We start from the raw sequence: 4,652 nt of genomic DNA on the forward strand, positions 1-4,652 counted from the left end.
GCCGACGGCGAACTGGGGTACGGCACGAGCAGCACAGCCACCGGCCGCAGCGCCGGGACCGTCACTAGCCTCCCCGACAGCGGACAGGAGTTCTACCGGGGGCAAACGGTCTACGAGGTGAACAACAAGCCCACCAGTCTCATGTACGGCGCTCTGCCGGCCTACCGGCGACTCGCAGTCGACAGCGAGGGGCCGGACGTCCTGCAGCTCGAGCAGAACCTCAAGGCCCTGGGCTATACGGGGTTCACGGTCAACGACGAGTACACGTCCGCGACCGCCGATGCGGTCGAGGAGTGGCAGGAGGATCGCGGTCTGGACGAGACCGGGGCCGTCGAGCTGGGCCAGGTGCTGTACGCCTCCGGCTCGATCCGGGTGGACAGCCTGTCGACCCAGGAGGGTGCTCAGCTCGGGCCCGGTCAGAACGTGCTCACCTACACCGGCACGAAGAAGGCCGTCACCGTCGAGCTCGAGGCGTCGGACCAGCGGCTGGCCAAGAAGGGCTCGGCAGTGAGCGTCACGCTGCCGGACAACAGTACGGCGGCGGGCCGGGTGGAGAAGGTGTCGACGGTCATCGTGCCTGCCGCGGGGCAGGACCAGGACCCGGAGACGAAGGTCGAGGTGATCGTTGCCCTGGACAACCAGAAGCAGCTGGCGGCCTACGCGCTGGCTTCGGTTGACGTCACGTTCACGGCGTCCGAACGGAAGAACGTGCTGACCGTGCCGGTGGCGGCGCTGCTGGCCCTGACCGAAGGCGGTTTCGGGGTCGAGGTCACGGATGGCACCAGCTCGCGGTACGTGCCGGTGAAGACCGGCATGTTCGCGAGCGGCCGGGTCGAGATCAGCGGCAGCGGGATCGCCCAGGGCGTCACGGTGGGGGTGCCGAAATGATCGAGCTGACCGAGGTGACCAAGCTCTACCCGGGCGGGGTCGCTGCGCTCGGCGGGGTCTCGCTGCGGATCGACAGGGGCGAACTGGTGGCGATCGTGGGGCCGTCGGGCTCCGGCAAGTCCACCATGCTGAACGTGCTCGGCACGCTCGACCGGCCCACCTCGGGAACTGTCCGGATTGACCGGTACGACGTTGCGCGGCTGTCCGACTCGGGTCTCTCGGCACTGCGGGCGACCCGGATCGGCTTTGTCTTCCAGCAGTTCCACCTGGCCTCCGGAGTACGGGCGGTGGACAACGTGGCGGACGGGTTGCTGTATTCGGGGCTGCGGGCGAGCCAGCGGCGCAAGCGGGCCGCAGCGGCGCTCGAGAGGGTCGGCCTGGAGCACCGGATGGATCACGAGCCGCACGAACTGTCGGGCGGTGAGCGACAGCGGGTCGCCGTGGCTCGTGCGGCGGCGGGTGAGCCGCCACTGCTGCTGGCGGACGAGCCGACCGGGGCACTGGACACCGCCTCGGGCGCGGGCGTCATGCAGCTCTTCCGCGACCTGCACGCGGACGGCACCACGGTCGTGATCATCACGCACGACCGCGACATCGCCGCCTCGCTCCCCCGCCAGGTCCAGATGCGGGACGGCCGCATCGTCGCGGAGGTCCGCTCATGAGCAATGAAGCCCGGTTGCAGCCGGCCCGGCTCTGGCCGGGAGACGTGCTCAAGGTGGGCGCGGTCGGGCTGCGGACCCGGCCGACGCGGGCCTTCCTGTCGGCCCTGGGCATCGCGATCGGGATCGCCGCGATGGTCGCGGTGGTCGGCATCTCGTCGTCCTCGCAGGCGGAGCTGGACGAGACACTCGATGCCCTCGGCACCAATCTGCTCACCGTCTCCCCCGGCACCAGGCTGACCGGTGAGCAGGCCCAGCTACCGCTGGCGTCGGAGTCGATGGTCCGCCGGATCGCCCCGGTCCAGGCGTTGTCCGCGATCGGCCGGGTCGAGGACGCGAACGTCTACCGCAGCGACAAGATCCCGGCGATCCAGACCAACGGCATCGTCCCGTACGCCGCCCGCACCGACCTGCTGACCACGATCGGCGGGACCGTCCGGAACGGGAAGTGGCTCGACGCCGCGACCGGCAGCTATCCGGCGACCGTGCTGGGCTCGAGTGCCGCCGAGCGGCTCGGGATCAGCCGGTCCGGCCCGGACATCCAGGTGCTGATCGGCGGTGAGTGGTTCACCGTGCTCGGCATCCTGGAACCGGCCGCTCTCGCCCCCGAGCTCGACAGTGCCGCGCTGATCGGCTGGCCGGCGGCGGATTCCACCCTCGGCTTCGACGGGCATCCGACCACGATCTACACGCGGTCCATCGACGCACAGGTCGAGTCCGTTCGTGCGGTGCTCGGGGCGACAGCCAATCCCGAGGCACCGAATGAGGTCGAGGTGTCCCGTCCGTCGGATGCGCTGGCGGCGAAGCAGGCCGCGGGCGAGGCGTTCACCGGACTGCTGCTCGGCCTCGGCGCTGTCGCGCTGCTGGTCGGCGGAGTTGGCGTCGCCAACATCATGGTGATCTCGGTGCTCGAACGCCGCGCGGAGATCGGGCTGCGGCGGTCCCTGGGAGCCACCCGGGGTCAGATCCGGTCGCAGTTCCTGACCGAGTCGTTGCTGCTGTCGGCGTTGGGCGGGATCGGCGGGGCCGTTCTCGGCAGTGGGGTCACGGCGGCCTACGCGGCGTACCAGGATTGGCTGACGGTGATTCCGTTGTGGGCGGTCATCGGGGGGATCGCGGCGACGCTGGTGATCGGTGCACTGGCTGGGCTCTATCCAGCGATCCGCGCTTCTCGCTTGTCGCCGACGGAGGCCCTCGCGACGCCTTAGTAGAAGATGACGACCCCGATGCCGGTGAGCGCGAGCTGGAGCAGCGCCACCGGCACGAGGCCTTGCCAGGCGAGCTTCTGCAGCTGGTCCGCGCGCATCCGCGGGAACGCCACCCGAACCCAGATCACCAGGACCGAGACCGCCGCGATCTTGAGCAGGCTCCAGATCCAGCCGATCGAATCGGGACCCGGTCCGCTCCAGCCGCCCAGGAACAACACCGTCGTGAGGCCGGCCAGGACGACGATCCCGGCGTACTCCGCGAGCAGGAACAACGCGAACCGCAGCCCGGTGTACTCCGTGTAGGGCCCGAAGATGACCTCCGAGTCGGCCACCGGCATGTCGAACGGCGGCCGCTGCAACTCCGCCAGTCCGGCGATGAAGAACACCACGAGGCCGGGCAACTGCCAGAGCAGCCACCATGGGTTCCACTGGTCGACGATCCCGGTCAGGCTCAACGTGCCGGCGGCGACCGCGACGCTCGCTGCGGACAACACGAACGGCAACTCGTAGCTCATCAGCTGCGCGGCGACCCGGAGCCCGCCGAGCAGGCTGTACTTGTTGCCGCTGGCCCAGCCCGCCATCAGCGATCCGAGCACGCCGACCGACATCACGGCCAGGACGAAGAACAACCCGGAGTCCAGGTCCGCGCCGACGATGTTCGGCGCGATCGGGATCGCGGCCAGCGCCGCCATGTACGGCAGGATCGCGACCACCGGGGCCCACTCGAACACCCGCTTGTCCGCGGCCGCCGGCGTCACGCTCTCCTTCTGGACGAACTTGACCCCGTCCGCGACCAACTGCGCCCAGCCGTGGAACGCACCGGCGTACATGGGTCCCAGCCGGGACTGCATGTGCGCCATCACCTTGTGCTCGGCCTGACCGACCAGCAAGGGCGCGACGAGGAACGCGACCAGCACCCCGACGACCCGCAGTACGAACTCGAGCATGACGGCACCCTATCGACTCCGGCTTGACCTGAACCATTGTTGAGGTCCCAGGCTGGGTGGCGAAGGGACCTCGACGAAAGGGGATGTGCACATGATTCTCGTGACCGGAGCTACTGGGAAGGTCGGCCGGCATGTGGTCGCCGGGCTGTTGGAAGCCGGCGTCGCCGTACGAGCACTGGTGCGGCAGCCACTGTTGTCGGGACTGCCTCCCGAGGTCGAACTGGTTGTCGGCGACATCAATGACCCGGCGGCGGTGCGCAAGGCCGCGGCCGGTGTGGATGCGGCGTTCCTGCTCTGGCCTTCGTTCAGTGCCGAGGGCGCGGCGCCCGTCGTCGAGGCCTTGACCGAGCAGGTACGGCGGGTCGTCTACCTGTCGGCGTTGAACGTCAAGGACGATCAGCCTGCGGAGTACAACGGCGTGTGGGGCCAAGTCGAACAACTCCTGGCCGCGGCGGACTGGACCTTCCTGCGGGTCGGCGGGTTCGCGGCCAACACGTTGACCTGGGCCGAAGAGATTCGCACGGGTTCGACGGTCTCCATGCCATCGCCCAAGGCAGGACGATCGCTGATCCACGAGCGCGATATCGCCGACATCGCCGTACTGGCGTTGCTGGACGATGCGCACATCGGGCGCAAGTACGAGCTCACCGGCCCGCAGGTGCTCACGCAAGAGGAGCAGGTCGCGACCATCGCCAGCGTGATCGGCAAGGACCTCCGGATCGCCGAGCAGTCGCCGGAAGAAGCCCGCCAGCTAATGCTCGCAACGGGCGTGGACCCCATCCTGGCCGAAGGCTCAGTCCAGTACTGGGCCTCCCTAGTAGACGACCCCGAACCGGTCACCCCCGACTACAAAACCCTCACCGGCAACCCCGGCCGCACCTTCCACCAATGGACCCACGACCACGCAGCCGACTTCCTGACCACCACACCGGCCGGTTAGCTCTCGGTTG

The 4,652-nt window shown here is 69.0% G+C and carries 5 protein-coding genes; 4 read left to right on the forward strand and 1 reads right to left on the reverse strand.

Annotated elements, in window-relative coordinates:
- The 3 genes from VFG33_RS09820 to VFG33_RS09830 all read left to right on the forward strand — a co-directional run.
- Positions 1-888, forward strand: an 888-nt coding sequence (locus VFG33_RS09820; protein WP_325024696.1) for a peptidoglycan-binding protein, incomplete at its 5' end; no start/stop codon positions are given.
- On the forward strand, positions 885-1,550 hold the full coding sequence (locus tag VFG33_RS09825) for an ABC transporter ATP-binding protein (RefSeq protein WP_325024698.1): 666 nt from the start codon (positions 885-887) through the stop codon (positions 1,548-1,550). The genes VFG33_RS09820 and VFG33_RS09825, both read left to right, overlap by 4 nt.
- Positions 1,547-2,755, forward strand: coding sequence for an ABC transporter permease (locus tag VFG33_RS09830; protein WP_325024700.1), 1,209 nt, complete (start codon positions 1,547-1,549; stop codon positions 2,753-2,755). Before VFG33_RS09825 ends, VFG33_RS09830 begins: the two co-directional genes overlap by 4 nt.
- Here the strand turns inward: VFG33_RS09830 and VFG33_RS09835 are convergent.
- A complete protein-coding gene (locus VFG33_RS09835; protein WP_325024702.1) occupies positions 2,752-3,702 on the reverse strand; it encodes a complex I subunit 1/NuoH family protein in 951 nt (316 codons plus the stop codon). The two genes, VFG33_RS09830 and VFG33_RS09835, sit on opposite strands and share 4 nt — an antisense overlap.
- Before the next feature lie 91 nt (positions 3,703-3,793).
- Between VFG33_RS09835 and VFG33_RS09840 the strand changes: the two genes are divergently transcribed.
- Complete coding sequence (locus VFG33_RS09840) at positions 3,794-4,642, forward strand: SDR family oxidoreductase (RefSeq protein ID WP_325024704.1); 849 nt, start codon at positions 3,794-3,796, stop codon at positions 4,640-4,642.
- Positions 4,643-4,652 lie beyond the last annotated feature (10 nt).

The sequence above is a fragment of the Kribbella sp. genome (assembly GCF_035687465.1).
Lineage (GTDB): Bacteria > Actinomycetota > Actinomycetes > Propionibacteriales > Kribbellaceae > Kribbella.